An 18,743-nucleotide genomic window follows, 5' to 3' on the forward strand; every position below is an offset into this window, starting at 1 on the left:
GCAGCTTACCGACAGACGGCATGATTATTCGTTGATTATGAATAATGAAAACAATTTACGCACCTTTTTGCGATTAATCGCCTGGCGTATCGTTGCACGGTGGATGACGAATGAGGGGTTGAAAATGACCATGACCTCAACAAATATCCATACAATCAACAAATTAAATAACACGTATAAAGGAAAAATCATGTCCGTTCAGGCTGTCGAATTACGTAAGGCCTATCGTTTATTGCAGGTCGGGTCCACCACCATGATTTCCGCAAAATATGATGGCGTCGAAAATGTCATGTCAGCCGCCTGGGTTGGGTTGGCAGGCGAGCGAAAAGTGGTGGCCTATATCGGCACCCAGGCTTTCACTCGTCAGCTGGTGGAAAAGAGCGGCTATTTCGTGGTGCAGATCCCCGTAGTCAGCCAGATGGCAACCGTCCTCTACGCTGGCGGGCGCAGCTATGCCGACGCGCCGGATAAAAACGACACCATCCCCTTCTTTTATCAGCCGGAATTTGATCTTCCTCTTGTGGCAGGCTGTGCGGGCTGGCTGGTGTGCAAAGTGATGCCCTACCCGGACATTCAGCAGCAACACAATCTGTTTATGGGCGATATCGTCGCAGCCTGGAGCGATGACCGGGTATTCCGCAACGGACACTGGATTTTTGATGATGCGCCGGACGAGCTACGGACCGTTCACTATGTCGCAGGCGGGCAGTTCTATGCCATCGGCAAAGGCAGCAAATTCGATCATGGGCCGGGTCAGGACTGACCCTCCCCGGTCATGCGGATCGCTGACGAGATGTCTGCGCAGCAGAGCGGCTGATACTCCGGCGCCAGACGCCGGGCGCCTGGCCATACTGGCGCTTGAAGCTGCGGTTGAAGGACTGCTGGGAGTCAAAGCCGAGGGCGATCGCCACGTTGAGGATCGGCTCGTTGCTGTGGGCTAAGCGTTCAACCGATTTTTGCAGCTTTTGCGCCCGGATATACTCCCCGAGGGGGTGCCCGGTATGTTCTTTGAAGATCCGCTGCAGGTGCCACTTCGAATAGCCAGCTCGCCGGGCAACGGTATCAATATCCAGACGGCTATCAAGATGGTTGTCGATCCAGTCGATCAGATCCTGAATGATGGCGCCAGTGTTCATCATATTTCCCCCTCGCGGCCGGTTAAAAGCATCTTTAGCAGTTGCATTAAAAGGTGGCCTGGTTTTACACAAAATGCAAGTTTTATTGTTGCATTTAAAACCCTGCCAGGATCGCGCCTTTTTTCTCCGGCGAGGATCGCACATAAAGTGCAACAATTATTCTTGCACTTAGTTAAGCGCCTTCCTACAATCGCCGCGATAGTGTATTCGAAATTGTTACAATTTTGTGGCGATGATCGACACAAATGGCCTTAAGCCAGCCCGGACAAAGGAAGTGGCGCAGCCTCTCAGGCTGCGTCTTGCCCGGCGGCTACAATGACTGGAATAAAAATAATGAGCCTGCAAAAAACCTGGGGAAACATTCACCTGACCGCGCTCGGCGCGATGATGCTCTCCTTTCTGCTCGTCGGCTGCGACGACAGCGTCGCGCAAAACGCCGCGCCGCCCGCGCCTGCCGTCAGCGCCGCTAAGGTGTTGGTGAAGTCGATCAGTCAGTGGGATAGTTTTAACGGTCGCATTGAAGCGGTGGAGAGCGTTCAGCTCCGCCCCCGCGTCTCGGGATATATTGATAAAGTGAATTATACCGACGGCCAGGAGGTGAAAAAGGGCCAAGTGCTGTTCACGATAGACGACAGAACCTATCGCGCCGCGCTGGAACAGGCGCAGGCGACGCTGGCGAGAGCCAAAACGCAGGCCAGTCTGGCGCAAAGCGAGGCGAACCGCACCGATAAATTAGTTCATACCAACCTCGTCTCCCGTGAAGAGTGGGAGCAGCGCCGGTCAGCCGCGGTTCAGGCCCAGGCCGATATTCGCGCCGCGCAGGCGGCGGTGGATGCCGCGCAGCTTAACCTCGACTTCACCAAAGTGACTGCCCCTATCGACGGCCGCGCCAGCCGCGCGCTGATCACCAGCGGCAACCTGGTCACGGCGGGCGACACCGCCAGCGTGCTCACCACCCTGGTCTCGCAGAAGACGGTGTACGTCTACTTTGACGTCGACGAGTCCACCTACCTGCACTATCAGAATCTCGCCCGCCGCGGGCAAAGCGCCTCCAGCGATAATCAGGCGCTCCCGGTGGAGATTGGCCTGGTTGGCGAAGAGGGCTATCCCCATCAGGGCAAAGTGGATTTTCTCGATAATCAGTTAACGCCGAGCACCGGCACCATCCGCATGCGCGCCCTGCTGGATAACTCGCAGCGGCTGTTCACGCCGGGGCTGTTTGCCCGCGTGCGTCTGCCGGGCAGCGCGGCGTTCCAGGCTACGCTTATCGACGACAAAGCGGTGCTCACCGATCAGGACCGCAAATATGTCTATATCGTTGATAAAGATGGCAAAGCGCAGCGACGTGATATCACGCCGGGGCGGCTGGTCGACGGTTTACGCATCGTGAAGCAGGGTCTGAAGCCTGGGGATAGCGTCATCGTCGACGGCTTACAAAAAGTGTTTATGCCAGGTATGGCTGTTAACGCCAAAACCGTTGCCATGACCCCCAGCGCCGCCCTCAACTGATCCCTTATCAGAGAATCCAAGACATGGACTTTTCCCGCTTTTTTATCGACAGGCCCATTTTCGCCGCGGTGCTGTCGATTTTAATTTTTATCACCGGGTTAATCGCCATCCCGCTGCTGCCGGTGAGCGAATATCCTGACGTCGTGCCGCCCAGCGTGCAGGTGCGCGCGGAGTATCCCGGCGCCAACCCGAAAGTGATCGCCGAGACCGTGGCGACGCCGCTGGAGGAAGCGATCAACGGCGTTGAAAACATGATGTACATGAAATCGGTCGCCGGCTCCGACGGCGTGCTGGTGACCACCGTGACCTTCCGCCCGGGTACCGACCCGGATCAGGCGCAGGTTCAGGTGCAGAACCGGGTCGCGCAGGCCGAGGCGCGTCTGCCGGAGGACGTGCGCCGTCTGGGGATCACCACCCAGAAACAGTCCCCGACGCTGACCCTGGTGGTACATCTGTTTTCGCCTAACGGTAAGTACGACTCGCTGTATATGCGCAACTACGCCACGCTGAAGGTGAAGGATGAGCTGGCGCGCCTGCCCGGCGTCGGCCAGATCCAGATATTTGGCTCCGGCGAATACGCGATGCGCGTCTGGCTGGATCCCAACAAGGTGGCCGCCCGCGGTCTGACGGCCTCGGATGTGGTGACGGCGATGCAGGAGCAAAACGTCCAGGTCTCCGCCGGTCAGCTTGGCGCCGAGCCGCTGCCGCAGGAGAGCGACTTCCTGATCTCGATTAACGCCCAGGGCCGTCTGCATACCGAAGAAGAGTTTGGCAATATCATTCTGAAAACGGCGCAGGACGGCTCGCTGGTCCGCCTGCGCGACGTGGCGCGCATCGAGATGGGTTCCGGTAGCTATGCGCTGCGCTCCCAGCTCAACAATAAGGATGCGGTCGGGATCGGTATCTTCCAGTCCCCGGGGGCTAACGCCATCGATTTGTCGAACGCCGTGCGTGCCAAAATGGCCGAGCTGGCCACCCGCTTCCCGGAAGATATGAAGTGGGCGGCGCCGTACGACCCGACGGTTTTCGTCCGTGACTCCATCCGCGCGGTGGTGCAGACGCTGCTGGAGGCGGTCGTGCTGGTGGTACTGGTGGTGATCCTGTTCCTGCAGACCTGGCGCGCATCGATTATCCCGCTGATCGCGGTGCCGGTATCGGTGGTCGGTACCTTCAGCATTCTCTATCTGCTGGGCTTCTCGCTGAATACCCTGAGCCTGTTCGGGCTGGTACTGGCGATTGGTATCGTGGTGGATGACGCCATCGTGGTGGTGGAAAACGTCGAGCGCAATATCGAAGAGGGGCTTGCGCCGCTTGCCGCGGCGCATCAGGCGATGCGAGAGGTCTCCGGGCCGATTATCGCTATTGCGCTGGTGCTGTGCGCGGTGTTCGTGCCAATGGCGTTTCTCTCAGGCGTTACCGGTCAGTTCTACAAGCAGTTTGCGGTGACCATCGCCATCTCCACGGTGATCTCGGCCATCAACTCGCTGACGCTCTCCCCGGCATTGGCGGCCCTGCTGTTAAAGCCGCACGGCGCGAAGAAAGACCTCCCTACCCGGCTGATCGATCGTCTGTTTGGCTGGATTTTCCGTCCGTTTAACCGCTTTTTCCTGCGCAGCTCGAACGGCTATCAGGGGCTGGTGAGTAAAACCCTCGGTCGCCGTGGCGCAGTGTTTGTGGTGTACCTGCTGCTGCTCTGCGCCGCAGGGGTGATGTTTAAAGTCGTTCCCGGCGGATTTATTCCCACCCAGGACAAACTGTACCTGATTGGCGGCGTGAAGATGCCGGAAGGGTCGTCGCTGGCGCGCACCGATGCGGTGATCCGCAAAATGAGCGAGATCGGGATGAATACCGAAGGGGTCGATTATGCGGTCGCCTTCCCCGGTCTTAACGCGCTGCAGTTCACCAACACGCCGAATACCGGGACGGTCTTTTTTGGCCTGAAACCGTTCGACCAGCGCAAACACTCGGCGGCGGAAATCAATGCGGAAATCAACGCTAAAATCGCGCAAATCCAGCAGGGCTTTGGCTTCTCCATCCTGCCGCCGCCGATTTTAGGACTGGGTCAGGGCTCCGGCTACTCCCTTTACATCCAGGATCGCGGTGGGCTGGGCTATGGCGCGCTGCAAAGCGCGGTGAATGCGATGTCCGGGACGATTATGCAGACGCCGGGGATGCACTTCCCGATCTCGACCTACCAGGCTAACGTGCCGCAGCTGGACGTGCAGGTCGATCGCGATAAGGCGAAAGCGCAGGGGGTATCGCTGACCGATCTGTTCGGCACGCTGCAGACCTATCTCGGCTCGTCTTATGTCAATGACTTTAACCAGTTCGGGCGTACCTGGCGCGTGATGGCCCAGGCTGACGGACCATACCGCGAGAGCGTGGAAGATATCGCCAATCTGCGCACCCGCAATAATCAGGGCGAAATGGTGCCGATCGGCAGTATGGTGAATATCAGTACCACCTACGGGCCGGATCCGGTGATCCGCTACAACGGTTATCCGGCGGCGGACCTGATTGGCGATGCCGATCCGCGCGTTCTCTCCTCCTCGCAGGCGATGACGCTGCTGGACGCCATGTCTAAACAGGTGCTGCCGAATGGGATGAATATTGAATGGACGGATCTCAGCTTCCAGCAGGCCACCCAGGGCAACACGGCGCTGATCGTCTTCCCGGTGGCGGTGCTGCTGGCTTTCCTCGTGCTGGCGGCGCTGTATGAAAGCTGGACCCTGCCGCTGGCGGTGATCCTTATCGTGCCGATGACGATGCTCTCCGCGCTATTTGGCGTCTGGCTGACCGGGGGCGATAACAACGTCTTCGTGCAGGTGGGGCTGGTGGTCCTGATGGGCCTGGCCTGTAAAAACGCCATTCTGATCGTCGAGTTTGCCCGCGAGCTGGAGATTCAGGGCAAAGGCATCATGGAGGCCGCGCTGGAGGCGTGCCGCCTGCGTCTGCGCCCGATTGTGATGACCTCCATCGCCTTTATCGCCGGGACCATTCCGCTGATCCTCGGCCACGGCGCAGGAGCGGAAGTTCGCGGCGTCACCGGGATCACGGTGTTCTCCGGGATGCTGGGGGTGACGCTGTTCGGTCTGTTCCTGACACCGGTGTTTTACGTGACGCTACGGAAACTGGTGACCCGCAGTAAGCCGGTCCAGGAGGATCTGCGCGCCTAGCCTGCAGCAGATAACAAAAAACCGCCTTCACAATTTGAAGGCGGTTTTTTTTCGTCACCAGAAAATGATTAATGCGCTTTTTTAAAGCGGGCGATCATTTCCGGTACCGGGTCGCAGCCGCTGGTATCGGCGTTTTTGAGCGCCTCCAGCGCGCTGGCCACGGTATGGCGAGCAAGGACGTTCAGCGAAGCCTGCTCCGCTTCGTCAGCGACCGATTTGAAGTACCAGCAGGCGTTGGCGCTGACCACGCAGCGGGCCGGGACCTCAGGACGCGACGCCCACAGTTTTTTATCTTCGATAACGGAAAGGTAGATATCACGCAGAGTGATTTTGTCCGCCGGGCGGCCAAGATGAATAGAGCCGTTGCGGCCAAGCGTGGAGACAATGATGCCGTCACGGGTGAGCGGAACCATTAATTTGCGGATAAAGCTCGGGTTGGCTTCCAGGCCGTAGGCCAGAATCGCACTCGTTGAACGTTCACCCATCTGCTCCGCCATTGCTACGCTGAGAACCATCTGCAAAGCTGTCGGGAAGCGGTAATCTAACATGGTTTTGTCCTGGGTTGCGGTGAATCTTGTTCTTTTTGGCACCGCAGAGGTGAGTAATCAATGAACAACAATATAACAAATACGGGAATTTTTTTGAAGCAATCTGCGGTTAGCCTGCGAAGTAAATTTTCTGATTTCGTCCGCAAAGACGGGCTGAGAAACCGCGCTCTTCCGTACCGGTTTTACTGAACGGCAATCTCCTCACCGTTTCCCAGTGGCTGCCCCCTGCGTTAAAGAAATCCGCTGCCATAACGGCAGCGGATCCTGCAGGGTGTTATGCCGTTAATTCCAGCTCGGTTTCAAAGGTGGTCACCGGCACAAACGGCAGATAGGAGATCCGCAGCCTCTCGGCCACCTTCAGGCGATGCCAGCCGGCCGGCAGGCCACCGGGTTTGAGCACCGTGATGATCGCCTTTTCACCGAAGTTCCACCGGTCGTCGTAGACGCTCTCCAGCTCGTCGAGCGTCCACTCCCGGCCGCGCAGCGCCAGGCGGATCGCCTGCCGCGGGATGGCTTCGCCGTTGAGGGTCACGGCGATATCTTCCACCATCGACAGACCCAGACCGCGGTAGTAAGGCAGACGGGCCAAAAAGCGCACGCCGATAACTTCTCCGTCGCGGGTGACGTTACTGAAACCTTCGCGGCAGATAATATGCTGATCAAACATGATAATGCTCCTTACTGGCCCAGCAGCGCCGGGGGTGGGGTTTCATCTAACAGGCAACAGAACATCAGCTGCTGGCGGCGGACCTGCTCCAGGCTGTCCACCTCCTGCGCGTCTTCCACCCAGCGGTTGCCTTCATACTCGGAGCACACATACCCCTCATAGCCGCCCTTCTGCAGCACGCGGAAGATCTCATCGTAGGGAATCGACCACTCGCTTATCTCATCGGTCATCTCATAGAATTTGGCATGAATGTTGTGGATCCGCGGCATAAAATCGAGCATCCGCTTCGGCTCGAACGCCGCGTTGTGGCGCAGCGTTTCCGCCATCGCCAGCTGCGGGCCCGGTCCCCATTTTTGCATCACATCCAGGATCACGTATTCGCTGAGCGTCCGCTCCTCATAGGCTTTCTCGATAAAATCCGCTGCCGCCTGTGGGCAACCGTTACGAATAAAGCGCTCTTTCCACACCCGCGGGAAGCGGGCTAAAAACATTCCCATATCCGGCAGGAAGCCCAGCGCCCGGGTATTGGCTTTTTCATAGGCTTCGGCATGACGAATAATCCACGGATGATCGAAATGCAGCGGGGCGTGCACTTCGAGCAGAATGGTGATCCCTTTGTCTTCCGCATACGGCGCCGCCGCCACCAGCACCTCCGGCGCCACGGAAACCAGAGAGCGGATAAAGCGCATGCCCAGCCGGGCGGCAAAATCGATGTCGTTTTGCACGCTGCGCACCTGCTCGTCAAACGGCATCGGCCGGTCTTTATAACGCTTATAGTCGAGCATAAAGTCATGGCACACCGGCACCGTGTCATGGCGCTGCATCAGACGGTGCCAGTCGGCGATCGCCGCCTCCGGCATGCCGCACTCCGGCCAGCCGGCGAAGGTCTGTTCGCCGACGACTTCAATGCCGCGGGCGCCGAACGCCGCGCAGTGACCGATCGCCTGATCGAGGGACATCTTGCCGAGATAGGTCTCATTCTGAAAACTGTACAGACTGACGCCGCGTTTTATTTTCTGAGTCATAAAAGTACCAGGTAAGTTGGTTAACAGGATAAGCCGGTCGCTTCGCGGGCGCGGGCCACCGAGGCCGCTGCGGGCAGCGACGGTTTATACTCCAGGCCAATGGCCCCGTTGTAGCCCAGGCGTTGCAGCCGGGCGATCACTTCTGGCCACTCGCCGCTGCGCGGATCCGGTTCGTTACGTTCCGGCGCCTGCGCTATCTGCACGTGTCCCACCCGGTGCATTCTGCCGCCGAGCACCTCCTCCATCTCCTCTTCCATCACCAGCGAGTGATAGACGTCAAACAGCAGCTGCAGCCGCGGGCTGTCGACCGCCTCGATAATGTCCAGCGCCAGCCGGGTGTCGTTTAAGAACATCCCCGGATGATCGATGCGGGTGTTGAGCGGCTCCAGCAGCAGAGTGACCCCGGCGGCTTCCGCCAGCGTCGCCGCCTGGCGCAGGATGTGGATCGCCTGCGCCTGCTGTTCGGCGATCGCCACCCCTTCGCGGCTGAAGCCGGAGGCCACCACCAGCGGCGGCGACCCCAGCTGGCGCGAGGCCGCCAGACTGTCGCTCACCGCCGCCAGAAACTGCTCATGCTCCGCCGGATCCACCAGGCTGCGCCGGGGCTCCACCACGAAGCTCGACAGCCTCACGCCGGTCTCCTCCAGCGCCTGCGCCAGCGCCGTCAGCGGTTTATCACGCCAGAGATGAAACTCAACGTGGCTGAATCCCTGCGCTTTCGCCGCCCGGACCCGATCGCTGAAATCGGGATACTCTTCACGAAACAGCCATTCAATACATGCGGACAAATACATCCGACCCCCTTCTCTACTTGCCAGATCAAAACAAACAAAATTAGAATAAGAATTCTTATTCTGTTTCGGAGCGGCAGTGTGACGCCTTCCCTTCTGGCGTCGCGGTCAACAGCAGGATCTGACGCGGCATAACCAGAATGAGTGCTCTAATTCTAATCTCTGGTTGCTATAAATTGTCAACATTATTTAACAAGCTTTTAACCAAATCTGAAGGTACATCATGCTCAATAACGCTTCGGCGGCCGCGGTTCAGGCGCCTCCCTATACCAGCGAGCGGCAGCGCACGCTGGCCACGCTGGTGGTTTCGATAGCGCTGGTGCTGGAGATCATCGACGTCTCGATCATTAATGTCGCCATCCCGGTGGTACAGCGGGATCTGCTCGCCAGCCCGCGGCAAATTGAATGGGTGGTCACCGGCTACCTGTTCTTTTTCTCCATTCTGCTGCTCACCGGCGGTCGGCTCGGCGATCTGTATGGCTACCGGCGGCTGTTTATCAGCGGACTGCTGGCGTTTGGCGCTGCGTCGGCCGGCTGCGGGCTGGCCGCCAGCCCGGAGATGCTGGTGGCGATGCGTATTGCGCAGGGGGCCAGCGGGGCGATGATGGGCCCGCAAATCCTCTCCCTGATGCAGGTTCTGTATCGCCCGCACGAACGTTTCCGGGTGATGAGTATTTTCGGCCTGCTCGGCGGCGCCGCCGGGATCCTCGGCCCGGTGCTCGGCGGGATCATCATCGAAAGCAATCTGTTCGGCCTCAGCTGGCGGCCGATCTTTTTGATCAACGTGCCGGTGATCGTTATCGCCGTCGCTCTCGCCTGGCGGGCGCTGCCGGCGGTGCGCAGCCCGGAGGCCAAAGGTATCGATCCGCTGGGAACCCTGCTGGCGGTGGTGGGCGGCGGCGCGCTGCTGCTCACCTTGATCGAAGGCCCCGCCCTGCGCTGGCCGCTATGGATGGCGCTGCCGCCGCTGCTGTCGCTCATCACGGTGTCACTCCTCTGGCGTCATCTGCTGGGCCGTGAACGGCGGGGCGGCACGCTGCTGTTGCCCCCCGCGGTGCTGCGCGACCGCTTCTTTCGCGCCGGGATCGTCATCACCCTGCTCTATCAGCTGACCACCGCCTCGCTGCTGCTGGCCACCGCGCTGGTGCTGCAGAGCGGACTGGGCTTCAGCCCGTTCCATACCGCCCTGCTGCACATCCCCTTCGCCCTTGGGGCGATGTTTTCCATCGCCGTCGCCGGCCGCCGGCTATCGCCTCGTCTTGGGCGTAACGTGACGCTGGTCGGGGTGGCCGTGCAGATGAGCGGCCTGCTGCTGATGGGCTACGGGATCGCCACGGCGCCGGGGACGCTGGCGCTGACCGCGCTGGGTCTAGGGTTCGGCCTGTGTGGCTGTGGGATGGGGCTTATCTCCGCCCCGCTGCCGGCCTTTGCCATGGCGGCGATCCCGGTGGCCCACGCCGGCGCGGCGTCGGGATTATTTCGCACCGGCCAGCAGTTTGGCGCCGCCCTCGGCATGGCGACCCTCGGCGGCTTCTATCTGGCGCAAAGCGCCTCCGCGCCGGACGCCTGGCGCGGGGCGTTTATCACTCTGCTGACCCTTGGCGCCCTGATCCTGCTGGCGATTGCCGCCCTCAGCCGCCTGCTGCCCGTCTCGGTGCTTCCCCCGGCGGGTAAGCCATGACCTATCGCGTCCGGCAATGGCTGCTATCATGAGGAACCATTTATCAGGACGCACAAAGCTGTAGTACCTATTTTCTGTACACCTGCAACGGGCATGCGCCCGGAGAACAACAAAGGCATGGACTGATATGGATGAAAACATCGATGTACTGATTATTGGCAGCGGCCCGGTGGGCGCCACTTTCGCGCGACGGATTGCCGATCGCCGCGCCGTGCGGATCCTGGTGGTGGAAGCCGGCGAAGCGCTGACGTCCGCGACCGGGGTTAATATCCGCAACCTGGCGCCAGCGCAGCGGGAAACGGCCTACGACCGCGCCCGGGCGTTTCCGCTGGCCGCCCTGCCGGAGAACCTGCCGGCAGACGCCCTGCAGGCACGGCCCGGCACCCACCTTCTCGACCCGGCGGCGCCCCACAGCGGCATGCCGGCCGCCGCGCTCTCCACTAACCTCGGCGGCATGGGCGTCCACTGGACCTGCGCCTGTCCGCGACCGGGCGGCAGCGAAGTCATTCCCTTCCTCGATCCGCGGGAGATGGCCGACGCCTGGGAGTCGGCTGAGCATTATCTGCAGGTGACCCGCGAAGGATTTCCGGCCACCGCCATCGGCCGGCAAATCGTCGATGCCCTTAATCAGCACTTCGCCAGCGACCGTCCGCCGGCGCGGCTGGCGCAGCCTATGCCGCTGGCCTGCGCCGCGACGCCGGAGGGCAAGCCGCTCTGGTCCGGCGTCGACGCGGTGCTTGGCGAGCTGGCGGAGGAAGAGACCCGCCGCCAGCGCGGGGTGGAGATCCGTACCGCCACCCTGTGCACCCGGATCCTCAGTGAGGACGGCGTCGCCTGCGGGGCGGAGCTGCGCGATCTGCGTACTGGCAAGCAGTACGTAGTGACGGCCAAAGCGGTAGTGGTCGCCGCCGATGCGCTGCGTACCCCGCAGCTGCTGTACGCCTCGGGCATCCGCCCGCGGGCGCTGGGGCGCTGGCTCAACGACCAGCCGCAGGTGATCGCCCTGATTGAAGTGGACGCCCCGCCGGCCGCCGCCGCGCCGACCTCCCCGCTGCGCGACGGACGGGACAATGTCTCCGGCGTCACCTGGCTGCCGTTCCATGAGCCTGATTTCCCGTTCCACGGTCAGCTGATGCAGATGGATACTTCGCCGATCGCCTTTACCCAGCCGCCGGGGACTCCGACGAAGCCGGTGGTGGGCCTGGGGCTGTTTCTCGCCAAGGAGCTGCGCGAGGAGGATCGAATCGTCTTCAGTGATGACACCGACGCCGTAGGGCTGCCGAAAATGCAGCTTAACTATCAGTTAACCGACGGCGATCGCCGGCGTTTACAGCAGGCGGTGGCGGTGACCGAACGCGTCGGCGCCGCGCTGGGCCGCGTCGCGCCTGGCGGTGAGGCCATTATCCTGCCGGCGGGCACCTCGCTGCATTACCAGGGAACTTGTCGCCTGGGAGAAGCGAACGACGGCACCAGCGTGGCCGACCGCCGCTCGCGGGTGTGGGGTTTTCACAATCTGTACGTCGGCGGCAACGGCGTGATCCCCACCTCAACCGCCTGCAACCCGACGCTGACCAGCGTCGCGCTGGCGATCCTCGCCGCTGACGATATCGTGGCGCGCCTGCTGTAGCGCCTCTGGCTTACCGGGGCAAAAGCGGCCCCGGCTTCTCGCGAAAGGCGACATCGGTCGCCTTTTTATTGCCGCAAAATCCACATAAACCTCATGGTATTTTTGTTTGTGATGGATCACATACGTAATCACAATTTTTCCCCGCGCCGTTCCTGCTCCTACTCTTAAATCCGCGGCTATTCCCGCCGCCACCTGTATCCCTGACCTGCATACTAAAAAACCGCGCCGCCGCCAACGACAGGCGACCCGCGCGATAAAAGGAGAACGTCGTGAGCCATAGCCTGAATCCGCCCCACGCGCCACAAGCCGGCGCGATCCAGGGCATCATCATCGCCCTGACCGCCTTTCTGCCCATCCTGGCGATCGTTTCCCTGGCGCCGGCGGTCCCGACGCTGATCCAGCACTTTGCCGGGGTGCCTTATGTCGAAACCCTGGTGCCGCTGATGCTGACCGCGCCCGGACTGGTGATCGCCATCGCCGGGCCGTGCACCGGCTGGCTGGCGGATAAATTTGGCCGCCGTAAACTGCTGCTCAGCGCCACGCTGTTGTATGGCATCTGCGGCACTATGCCGCTGTACATCACCTCCCTGACCGGCATCTTTTGCAGCCGCCTCGGCGTCGGGCTGGCGGAGGCGGTGGTGTTGACCATCGCTAACACCATGCTGATCGATTACTTTGACGACAAACAGCGCCGCTTCTGGCTGACGGTGCAGGGAGTGATTGGCCCGGCGCTGGCGGTGCTGGTGCTGGCCAGCTCCGGCTATCTGACCGCCCTGCGCTGGAACGGCGCCTTTATGATCTACTTCGTCGCCATCCTGCTGTTCCTGGCGATGTACTTCTGGATGTTCGAACCGGCTCAGGCGGCCCGTCCGCAGCACGCCGCCCAAGCGGCGCAGCATAATCCGTTTCCGTGGCCGCGAGTGATCGCCCTCAGCGTGCTGACCTTTGTCTGCGCCATCATTTATTACGTGTACACCATCAATGGCGCCAACGCCTTTCATACCTTGCAAAACGCCAGCCCGCAGCGTATCGGCCTGATTATGTCGCTGGTCAGCCTCGCCGTGCCGGTCGGTTCGCTGCTGTTCGGTCTGGTCTCCCGCCGCTATACGCCGGAGCGCGTGCTCGCCATCATGCTCTGCCTGATGGGGATCGGAATGCTGGTGGTGGGCGAATCGCGGACGCTGATCGCCATGGGGATCGGCTCCGCCATCCAGCAGCTGGGTGCCGGCATGGCGATTAATGCGATGATTTACTGGGTAGGATCGTTGATTCCGCCCGCCTACTGCGGCCGGGCGATGGGCGCCTGGTCCGGGGCCTTCTTCGCGGGCATGTTCGTTAGCCCGATTATCGTCGGCGCGATCCGCCTGCGGGCCGGGAACGATGTGCTGAGCGCCTTCCTGACGCTCGGCATCGCGGCGCTGGTGCTGGCCGCCGCGATATTTCTTTATACTTTCTCCCGCCATAGCCAGCGCCTGCATCAGCACAAGCAGGCCAGCGCCTGGCAGTTAGCGAAGTAAAATCCCGCGGCTTAGCCGGCCTCGACGGGGGTAACCAGATAGCTCAGACACATCATGCCCAGATGGCGTTTGAGCTGTTCCCAGTCGCCCTCACCGGCGGCTTCCGCCGCCGATCCCAGGCCGAGGAAGCGCGCCAGCGCGGCATACGAAACCGTAAAGCAGAAGCGGGCGGCCTGCTCTGGCTCCGGGTGGCGGATCTCCGCCGCGGCGTCGAGCAGCTGGTCGATGAAGGTCTGCTCATTTTTCTGGTAAGCGGCTTTACCAATTCCCGCCACGCGCTCATCATCCGCCCGCGCCATAAACGGCCGCAGGATCCCGGCATGGCGACGCAGATACTCCGCCTGGACATCCATCAGCGCCGGAAGCCGCTGGCGCAGCGGCAGATTGCGCGCGTGCAGCTGCTGGATCAGCTGCTGCCATTCGGCGTCCAGCTCCTGCATCACCTCCATCATGACGGCGATAAACAGATCTTCTTTGCCGCCGAAGCGGGCATAGATCGAGCCGACAGAAACGCCCGAGCGTTTACTGATTTCAGCAATGGTCAGCAGCTCAAAGGTGCCTTCATGCAGGATTTCACGGCTGGCGGCCATCAGCCGCTCCAGCGCCACCCGGCTCCGGTCCTGTTTCGGCTGGCGCATCGCGGGAAGATCGGTCATCGCAGTTCTCACCTCTTTATCCATAGAAAACCCCCGCAGTGTATTGCAGTTAGCGACCACGCTGCAAATTGCCCACCCGACTCCCCCGTCGGCGATGTGGCAAAAGTGTGATGGCGGTCATTTTCATTCTTTGATAAACAACTAGAATCATAATTCTAGTTCTATTTAATAATAACAACCACCACACAACCCAGGAGTTGCTATGCGTTTCTCTGTTTTCCTCGTCGGCCGTTCCACCGCCCCCGAGCAGGATCGTTTTGTCATGCAGTCGCTGATCGATCATGCGCGCCAGGCCGAAGATCGCGGCTTCGATGCGGTCTTTATGCCAGACCATCACTTCACCGGCTATGCGCCGATGTCCAGCGATCCGTTTGTCTTCGCCGCTTACCTGGCCGGCCAGCTGAAAAAGATCCACTTCGGCATGTCGGTGACCACCGTCCCGCTGCACCACCCGGTGCGCTTCGCCGAGCGCGTTAACCTGCTGGATCAACTCACCGAAGGCCGCCTGCTGGTGGGCATCGGCAGCGGCACCACGCCGGAAGAGATGATCGGCTTTGGCGTGAACTACAAGGACGCCTCCAGCCTGCTGCAGGAGAACCTCGATCTGGTCCAGCGGCTGTGGGAGAAAAATATTGAAGACGATCCGATCATTTTCGAAACCGGCCACTATAAGGGCGCGGTAGTCCAGCGCATCGTTCCTGCCCCCTGGCAAAAACCCTTCAACCGCATTATGCCGGTGGCGCTGCGTGAAACCAGCATGCAGCGCGCCGCCGATAACGGCTGGCCGGCCTTTATTCCCGCGTTTACTCCGCCGATCCCGGCCAGCAACGATCCGTTTGGCCAGCTGACCCACTATTTCACCCGCTACCGCGATGCCCTGCTTAACTCCGGCCATAGCGACGAGGTGGTGAACCACTGCCTCTCGTGGACCACCCACACCTGGCAGTGCGTCCATATTGCCCCCACCGACGAGCAGGCCCGCGAAGAGATGCTGCAGATCATGGGCTGGTACCAGCAGGCCATCGACCGGGAATATGAGTACAACAAGCGGGCGGAAGAGTTCAGCGGCGTTACGCTGCACCGCCATCCGGACTGTTTCAGCGAAGAGTGGATCAAAACCTGGTGCCTGTACGGCAGCCCAGAGACCGTCGCCGAGGAGCTGGAACGCCATCAGCGGCTGGGCATCGGCAACGTGCTGCTCGGCTTCACCAACGGCCCGCTGACCGAGGAACGCCTGCGCCTGAGCCAGCAGTCGATCTCGTTGTTTGCGGACCAGATCCTGCCGCGCTTTCGCTAATCCGACCGGGAGATCCTGCTATGAATAAACCTGCTTTCTCACGCCCGCCGCTGCTGATCGGCATCGGCGGCACCACCCGCCCGGGCTCCAGCACCGAGCGCGCCCTCGCCGCCGCGCTGGCCCACGCCCGCACGCTCGGCGCGCAGACCCAGCTGTTCGGCGGCGCTGAACTGGCGGCCCTGCCGCCGTTTAACCCGGAAGTCACCACCCGCACGCCGCAGGAAACGGCGTTTGTCGACGCCGTGCGCCAGGCCGACGGCATTCTGCTGGCCTCGCCGGGCTACCACGGCGGGGTGTCTGGTCTGGTGAAGAACGCCATCGACCTGCTGGAAGATTTGCGCGGCGACAGCCGGGTCTATCTTGATGGCCGGGCGGTGGGCTGCATCGTCACCGCCGCCGGCTGGCAGGGTTGCAACACCACCCTCGGCGCCATGCGCGGGATCGTTCATGCCCTGCGCGGCTGGCCGACCCCGCTGGGGGTCACTCTCAACACCGCCGGCGTGTCGCTGTTCGACAGTGAGGGCCGCTGCACTGACGACGCGGTCCAGCGCGCGCTGGCCACCGTAGCCGAACAGGCGCTGGCCTTCGCCCCCGCCGCCCCCTTACGGAGACAAGCCGATGCCTGCGCTCAGTCTGTCGCTTAGCGTTGCCGAAAAAGCGCGACTCACCGCCGGGATGGGGATGTGGTCCACCCACCCTATCCCCCGCTCCACGCTGGGTTCAGTCACCCTGTCCGATGGCCCGATGGGGATCACCGGCGGCCGGGTGGACGAGCGAGATATTGCCCTGCTCAGCCCCTGCGGACTGGCGCTTGGCGCCAGCTGGGACCGCCAGCTGGTCAGCCGGGTTGGCGGCGTCATCGGCGAGGAGGCGCTGCGCACCGGAACGCAGGCGCTGCTGGCGCCTAACCTGAACCTGTTGCGCAGCCCCCTTGCCGGCCGCGCGTTTGAGCTTTTCGGCGAAGACCCGCGGCATATCGCCGAGCTGGGCGCAGCGTGGATCGACGGCGTCCAGCGCCAGGGGGTGGGCTGCATCGTCAAACATATGGTCTGTAACGATTCAGAAACCGATCGGCGGACCATGAACGTGGTCGTCGATGAAGCCACCCTGCGCGAAGTCTATTTCTGGCCGTTCGAAGTGGCGGCCAGCCGCGGCGTCTGGGGCATGCTGACCGCCTATAACCGGGTGAACGGGATCTATTGCGCCGAGCAGCATCAGGCCATCAGCCAGTGGCTGAAGCGCGATCTCGGCTGGGACGGGCTGGTGATGTCCGACTGGTTCGGCACCCAGAACGGCCCGGCCAGCTTCCGCGCCGGGCTGGATCTGGAGATGCCGGGCCCGGCCCGCCATATGGGCGAGCGCCTGCTGCCCGCGCTGATGGATACCGACAGCGACGCCCGGCGTCTTGACGATGCCGCCGCCCGGCTGGCGCGGCTGGCCGAACGGGTCAGCCATCCTCTGCCCTGGGATGGCTCTGCCGCCGCCCAGGCGCAGCGGCGTCACACCCTCGAAGAGGCGGCGGCGGCGGGCTTTGTCCTGCTGCACAATCGCCAGCGGCTGCTGCCCCTCGCCGCGCAGGCGGGACAGCGGCTGGCGGTGATTGGCCCCAACGCCACGACGCCCTGCTTCCAGGGCGGGACCTTTGCCAGAGTGGCGCTGATGCCGGGACTGATCTCTCCTCTGGAGGCCATTCGCCAGCGCTTTTCCGCCGCTGGGGTCGAAATAAGCTATGCCCAGGGGGTGGAGAGCGATTACCGCATCCCACCTCTGCATCATTTGCCGCTGCGCACCGCCGCCGGCGAGCGCGGCCTGGACGTTGCCTACGCCACCGCTGACGGGGGCGTGGTTCATCAGGAGGTGCGCGACGCCTCCTCGCTGATCTGGTTCCGCGATATGCCGGGCGTCGGCGACATGCTGCGCCTGACCGAACGCGCCACCGTGACGGTAAGCTGCCAGTTCACCGCGCCGGTGAGCGGCCGCTACGGCTTCTGGATCGGCGGCACCGGGGAGATCGCCCTCCAGCTGAACGGCGAGCGCGTGGCGACCTTCAACGGCGAGGCGCTGGAGGGGGATATCATGGGCAAGCTGATGCAAGCCCCGCATACCCGTCTTGAATTTCCGCTGCAGGCGGGGGAAAACCTGACCTTCCGGGCCGAGATGGCGCTGGGCAGCAGTATCGCCCACGGCATCTGGTTCGGCTGCCAGCCCCCTCAAACCATCGACCTGCTGCAGCAGGCGGTCGACCATGCCCGGGCGGCCGACAGCGTGGTGCTGGTGATAGGCGAAACGGCCGATGCCGGTCTGGAGAGCATCGACCGGGACGCTACCGCGCTGCCGGCGCATCAGGTCGCCCTGATCCGCGCCGTCTGCGCGGCGAATCCGCGGACGGTGGTGGTGCTGAACGTCGCCCATCCGGTGGATACCGGGTGTCTCGCCGACGCGGCGGCGGTCATGGTCGTCTGGTATCCGGGCCAGGAGTTTGGCCCGGCGCTGGCCTCAGTGCTGGCCGGGGATCGTGAGCCTGGCGGTCGCCTGCCGGTGACCTTCGCCCAGCGTCTGGACGACTATCCGGTGCGCAGCCTGACGCCGGACGCCGCAGGGGACCTCTGGTACCACGAGCGCCAGCAGGTGGGCTATCGCTGGTTTAACGCCCGCGAACGCCCCGCCGCCTGGGCCTTTGGTCACGGTCTGGGGTATGCCGATATCACCCTGAGCGCCGCCGCGCTGACAGGCGACGAGGTGGACGCTCTGCAGCTGCGCTGCCGGCTGGAAAACCGCGCCGCCCGCGCCGGAAAAGCAGTGGTCCAGCTCTACCTGCGGGGGCCGGAGACGGCCTGGTCGGCGCTGGCGGAGTTTGCGGCGGTCAGCGTCCCGGCGCACGAGGAAGCCTCTCTGACCCTTGCCCTGCCGCGTCACGCGCTGCAGCGCTGGCAGGTGCCCGCCCAGGAATGGCGCCTGGCCAGCGGCCCCTGGCAGCTGGCGGTGGGTTTCGCCAGCGACGATATCCGGGCAACCTTCGATTTCGTGCTGACTCCCGACGGGAAAATCAGCCACCGGGGCTAAGCCCGGATCGATGGCAAAGAGGGTCGGCAACGTGCCGGCCCTCTTTTTTT

General features: G+C 62.3%; 15 protein-coding genes. 9 read left to right on the forward strand and 6 right to left on the reverse strand.

Features of this window, described 5'->3' with window-relative positions; genetic code table 11:
- Positions 1-190 precede the first annotated feature (190 nt).
- Complete coding sequence (locus ABLV76_RS03000) at positions 191-763, forward strand: flavin reductase (RefSeq protein WP_243813451.1); 573 nt, start codon at positions 191-193, stop codon at positions 761-763.
- A 10-nt stretch (positions 764-773) separates the two neighbouring features.
- On the opposite strand, the gene ABLV76_RS03005 is transcribed toward ABLV76_RS03000, so the two are convergent.
- The gene (locus ABLV76_RS03005; protein WP_049093592.1) at positions 774-1,136 is read right to left on the reverse strand and encodes a helix-turn-helix domain-containing protein; all 363 of its coding nucleotides are present in this window, start codon (positions 1,134-1,136) and stop codon (positions 774-776) included.
- Between the two features lie 333 nt (positions 1,137-1,469).
- Here ABLV76_RS03005 and oqxA point away from each other — a divergent pair, with 333 nt between their 5' ends.
- Complete coding sequence (gene oqxA / locus ABLV76_RS03010) at positions 1,470-2,645, forward strand: multidrug efflux RND transporter periplasmic adaptor subunit OqxA (protein WP_053810055.1); 1,176 nt, start codon at positions 1,470-1,472, stop codon at positions 2,643-2,645.
- A gap of 23 nt (positions 2,646-2,668) precedes the next feature.
- Positions 2,669-5,821, forward strand: coding sequence for a multidrug efflux RND transporter permease subunit OqxB (gene oqxB / locus ABLV76_RS03015; RefSeq protein ID WP_135683264.1), 3,153 nt, complete (start codon positions 2,669-2,671; stop codon positions 5,819-5,821).
- 68 nt (positions 5,822-5,889) lie between these two features.
- Here oqxB and ABLV76_RS03020 read toward each other — a convergent pair whose 3' ends face one another.
- The 4 genes from ABLV76_RS03020 to ABLV76_RS03035 form a co-directional block, all read right to left on the reverse strand.
- A complete protein-coding gene (locus ABLV76_RS03020; protein ID WP_004205761.1) occupies positions 5,890-6,369 on the reverse strand; it encodes an Rrf2 family transcriptional regulator in 480 nt (159 codons plus the stop codon).
- A 274-nt stretch (positions 6,370-6,643) separates the two neighbouring features.
- The gene (locus ABLV76_RS03025; protein WP_043521384.1) at positions 6,644-7,036 is read right to left on the reverse strand and encodes a DUF6379 domain-containing protein; all 393 of its coding nucleotides are present in this window, start codon (positions 7,034-7,036) and stop codon (positions 6,644-6,646) included.
- An 11-nt stretch (positions 7,037-7,047) separates the two neighbouring features.
- Complete coding sequence (locus ABLV76_RS03030) at positions 7,048-8,061, reverse strand: TIM barrel protein (RefSeq protein WP_348878178.1); 1,014 nt, start codon at positions 8,059-8,061, stop codon at positions 7,048-7,050.
- Between the two features lie 20 nt (positions 8,062-8,081).
- A complete protein-coding gene (locus ABLV76_RS03035; RefSeq protein ID WP_049013850.1) occupies positions 8,082-8,855 on the reverse strand; it encodes a TIM barrel protein in 774 nt (257 codons plus the stop codon).
- Between the two features lie 220 nt (positions 8,856-9,075).
- Between ABLV76_RS03035 and ABLV76_RS03040 the strand changes: the two genes are divergently transcribed.
- The 3 genes from ABLV76_RS03040 (at position 9,076) to ABLV76_RS03050 (ending at position 13,677) form a co-directional block, all read left to right on the forward strand.
- A complete protein-coding gene (locus ABLV76_RS03040) occupies positions 9,076-10,533 on the forward strand; it encodes an MFS transporter (RefSeq protein WP_135730334.1) in 1,458 nt (485 codons plus the stop codon).
- A 127-nt stretch (positions 10,534-10,660) separates the two neighbouring features.
- Positions 10,661-12,160, forward strand: a complete 1,500-nt coding sequence (locus ABLV76_RS03045; protein ID WP_131076679.1) for a GMC oxidoreductase — start codon at positions 10,661-10,663, stop codon at positions 12,158-12,160.
- A 269-nt stretch (positions 12,161-12,429) separates the two neighbouring features.
- Positions 12,430-13,677 (forward strand): MFS transporter, encoded by a 1,248-nt coding sequence (locus ABLV76_RS03050; protein WP_136023405.1) that lies wholly within the window; start codon positions 12,430-12,432, stop codon positions 13,675-13,677.
- 11 nt (positions 13,678-13,688) lie between these two features.
- Here ABLV76_RS03050 and ABLV76_RS03055 read toward each other — a convergent pair whose 3' ends face one another.
- Positions 13,689-14,333, reverse strand: coding sequence for a TetR/AcrR family transcriptional regulator (locus tag ABLV76_RS03055; RefSeq protein ID WP_012967405.1), 645 nt, complete (start codon positions 14,331-14,333; stop codon positions 13,689-13,691).
- Between the two features lie 202 nt (positions 14,334-14,535).
- Between ABLV76_RS03055 and ABLV76_RS03060 the strand changes: the two genes are divergently transcribed.
- The 3 genes from ABLV76_RS03060 to ABLV76_RS03070 are packed head-to-tail and all read left to right on the forward strand — an operon-like array spanning position 14,536 to position 18,693.
- Complete coding sequence (locus tag ABLV76_RS03060; RefSeq protein WP_053810050.1) at positions 14,536-15,630, forward strand: LLM class flavin-dependent oxidoreductase; 1,095 nt, start codon at positions 14,536-14,538, stop codon at positions 15,628-15,630.
- A 20-nt stretch (positions 15,631-15,650) separates the two neighbouring features.
- A complete protein-coding gene (locus ABLV76_RS03065; protein WP_053810049.1) occupies positions 15,651-16,274 on the forward strand; it encodes an NADPH-dependent FMN reductase in 624 nt (207 codons plus the stop codon).
- The gene (locus tag ABLV76_RS03070) at positions 16,249-18,693 is read left to right on the forward strand and encodes a glycoside hydrolase family 3 protein (RefSeq protein WP_065878669.1); all 2,445 of its coding nucleotides are present in this window, start codon (positions 16,249-16,251) and stop codon (positions 18,691-18,693) included. Before ABLV76_RS03065 ends, ABLV76_RS03070 begins: the two co-directional genes overlap by 26 nt.
- Positions 18,694-18,743 lie beyond the last annotated feature (50 nt).

Origin of the sequence: Klebsiella sp. GB_Kp047, assembly GCF_040065235.1 — a bacterium.
In the GTDB taxonomy this organism is placed as follows: domain Bacteria; phylum Pseudomonadota; class Gammaproteobacteria; order Enterobacterales; family Enterobacteriaceae; genus Klebsiella; species Klebsiella quasipneumoniae.

Bases quoted from the DNA above. Each gene is read 5' to 3' on its own strand.
- ABLV76_RS03000 (WP_243813451.1), top strand. From the start codon at position 191: ATGTCCGTTCAGGCTGTCGAATTACGTAAGGCCTATCGTTTATTGCAG.
- ABLV76_RS03005 (WP_049093592.1), bottom strand. From the start codon at position 1,136: ATGAACACTGGCGCCATCATTCAGGATCTGATCGACTGGATCGACAAC.
- oqxA (WP_053810055.1), top strand. From the start codon at position 1,470: ATGAGCCTGCAAAAAACCTGGGGAAACATTCACCTGACCGCGCTCGGC.
- oqxB (WP_135683264.1), top strand. From the start codon at position 2,669: ATGGACTTTTCCCGCTTTTTTATCGACAGGCCCATTTTCGCCGCGGTG.
- ABLV76_RS03020 (WP_004205761.1), bottom strand. From the start codon at position 6,369: ATGTTAGATTACCGCTTCCCGACAGCTTTGCAGATGGTTCTCAGCGTA.
- ABLV76_RS03025 (WP_043521384.1), bottom strand. From the start codon at position 7,036: ATGTTTGATCAGCATATTATCTGCCGCGAAGGTTTCAGTAACGTCACC.
- ABLV76_RS03030 (WP_348878178.1), bottom strand. From the start codon at position 8,061: ATGACTCAGAAAATAAAACGCGGCGTCAGTCTGTACAGTTTTCAGAAT.
- ABLV76_RS03035 (WP_049013850.1), bottom strand. From the start codon at position 8,855: ATGTATTTGTCCGCATGTATTGAATGGCTGTTTCGTGAAGAGTATCCC.
- ABLV76_RS03040 (WP_135730334.1), top strand. From the start codon at position 9,076: ATGCTCAATAACGCTTCGGCGGCCGCGGTTCAGGCGCCTCCCTATACC.
- ABLV76_RS03045 (WP_131076679.1), top strand. From the start codon at position 10,661: ATGGATGAAAACATCGATGTACTGATTATTGGCAGCGGCCCGGTGGGC.
- ABLV76_RS03055 (WP_012967405.1), bottom strand. From the start codon at position 14,333: ATGACCGATCTTCCCGCGATGCGCCAGCCGAAACAGGACCGGAGCCGG.
- ABLV76_RS03060 (WP_053810050.1), top strand. From the start codon at position 14,536: ATGCGTTTCTCTGTTTTCCTCGTCGGCCGTTCCACCGCCCCCGAGCAG.
- ABLV76_RS03065 (WP_053810049.1), top strand. From the start codon at position 15,651: ATGAATAAACCTGCTTTCTCACGCCCGCCGCTGCTGATCGGCATCGGC.
- ABLV76_RS03070 (WP_065878669.1), top strand. From the start codon at position 16,249: ATGCCTGCGCTCAGTCTGTCGCTTAGCGTTGCCGAAAAAGCGCGACTC.